This window comes from Ruminococcus intestinalis (assembly GCF_014288065.1).
Classification (GTDB): Bacteria; Bacillota; Clostridia; order Oscillospirales; family Acutalibacteraceae; genus Ruminococcoides; species Ruminococcoides intestinale_A.
Genome location: NZ_JACOPS010000011.1, coordinates 1 through 1,983, shown reverse-complemented (window position 1 = coordinate 1,983; position 1,983 = coordinate 1). Strand labels below are relative to the sequence as shown.

At 45.0% G+C, this 1,983-nt stretch carries 1 protein-coding gene; it reads left to right on the top strand.

Features of this window, described 5'->3' with window-relative positions; translation table 11 throughout:
- Positions 1-1,983, top strand: a 1,983-nt coding sequence (locus H8R91_RS11915; RefSeq protein WP_186936403.1) for a starch-binding protein, incomplete at both ends; no start/stop codon positions are given.

Sequence of the window (1,983 nt, the reverse complement as noted above, 5' to 3'; positions counted from 1 at the left end):
CGCGACTGTAAGCAACTACCTTGCAGGCTGGCTTTCAGAGTGGGTAAGAGAGTACGGTGTTGACGGTTTCCGTTGCGATACCGCAAAACACGTTGAATTTGCTTCTTGGAAAAACCTTAAGAATGCTTGTGTTGACGCTCTTAAAGAGTGGAGAGCAAACAACCCTGACAAGCCGGGTGCAGACTGGGATGAAGATTTCTGGATGACAGGTGAATGTTGGGATCACGGTGTTAATAAGGACGGCTACTACACACAGGGCGGATTTGATTCAATGATCAACTTCTCAACTCAGGGTGGCGGACTTTTAAGCGCAGGCAGAGTTAAGGGCACATATGATGGATTTGCAAAGGCTATCAATAACGATGACAGCTTCAATGTTCTTTCTTATGTATCTTCACACGACTCTGTTCTCGCAAGAGGCGACCTTATAGGTACAGGTTCAGGTCTTCTTTTATGCCCGGGCGGAATTCAGATATTCTACGGTGACGAAACAAACCGTCCAATGGTAGCAGGTGTTCCTAACGACGGTAACGGCGGCGCAGGTCACTCACTCAGAAGTGATATGAACTGGGACTCAATGGATACAAATGTTCTTGAGCATTGGCAGAAAGTCGGTGTATTCCGTAACAACCACATCTCTGTAGGTGCAGGCTCTAACACAAGCCTTGCATCAACATCAGGTTATGCTTTTGCAAGAGATTACGACAAGAACGGCATTACAGATAAGGTAATCGGCTGTATCTATGCTAATGCAAATACTGATGTTACAATCAGCGTTGGCGACACTTGGAGCGACGGTCAGTATCTTGTAAATGCTTACGATCAGTCATCTGCTGTTGTATCAAACGGTAAGGTTACATTCAACAGCGGCAAGAACGGTACAATCCTCGTTGAAGAGCCTGATGGCAGACCTCTTATGTCTGTTAAGGGTGACGCAGAGTTTACAGGTACACAGACTGTTACAGTAAGACTTGACAAGTGCGAGCAGGCTAAGTGCTCTGTTGACGGCGGTAACAAGTTTATCGTAAAAGACGGCGACACAATCACAATCGGTAACACAGCTTACGATGGCGATACAATTACAATTACTCTTGAGGCAGAGAACGAGATCGGTTCTTCTGAGTCAAAAGCAACATTCAAGAAAAAAGTACAGGGCGGCTCAACAGCTCCTGTAAAAACAACATCTCGTCTTGTTGTAAAGACAGCTGACGGTTCAGCTCCTTATGTATATGCTTGGACAGGCGCAAGCAACGCACTTCTCGGTGCATGGCCTGGCACACAGCTTACATCTAAGGATGATAACGGTGACTACTATGTTGACATTAATACAACAGAAACTTACAATGTAGTGCTCAATAACGGCGGCAAAGTACAGTCAGCTGATATTACAGGCATTACAGGCGACGCAATTATCACAGTTAAAAATACATCATTCTCTTCTTATGATCTTAAGATTGTAGAAACTCCTGCTTCACCGCTCGAGCAGCTTAAGAAAGAGGGAAGAGAAGTTAAAGCAATGACTTCTTCCGATTACACAGCATCTTCATGGACAACTGTTGAATCAGTTATGAAGTCGGTTGACGCACTCGTTGCACAGGGCAGTGATGCTGACGACGATCAGGTTACTGCAATGATAACAACATTACAGAATGCAAAGGCTAAGTTACAGCTTAATGTTCCTGCACTCGGCTATGCAGTTAAGGGCAAGAATACAGTAAGCGGTGTTGCTGCTCCTGCTTCAAAGGTAACAGTAACAGTAAACGGCACAGCATACACAACACAGGCTGACGATGTAACAGGTGTATTTACAGTTACAACAGCTACACTTAACGCTTCATCAAAGCTTACATTCAAGGCAGAGAGAAACAGCGTTTCATCAGCTGTAGGTGCATACAATATGTCAAGCGGTGACATCACAAGCCTTATTGTTCCTACAACAGCTTCTCAGGCTACACAGCCGACAACAGCAAGACCTACACAGCC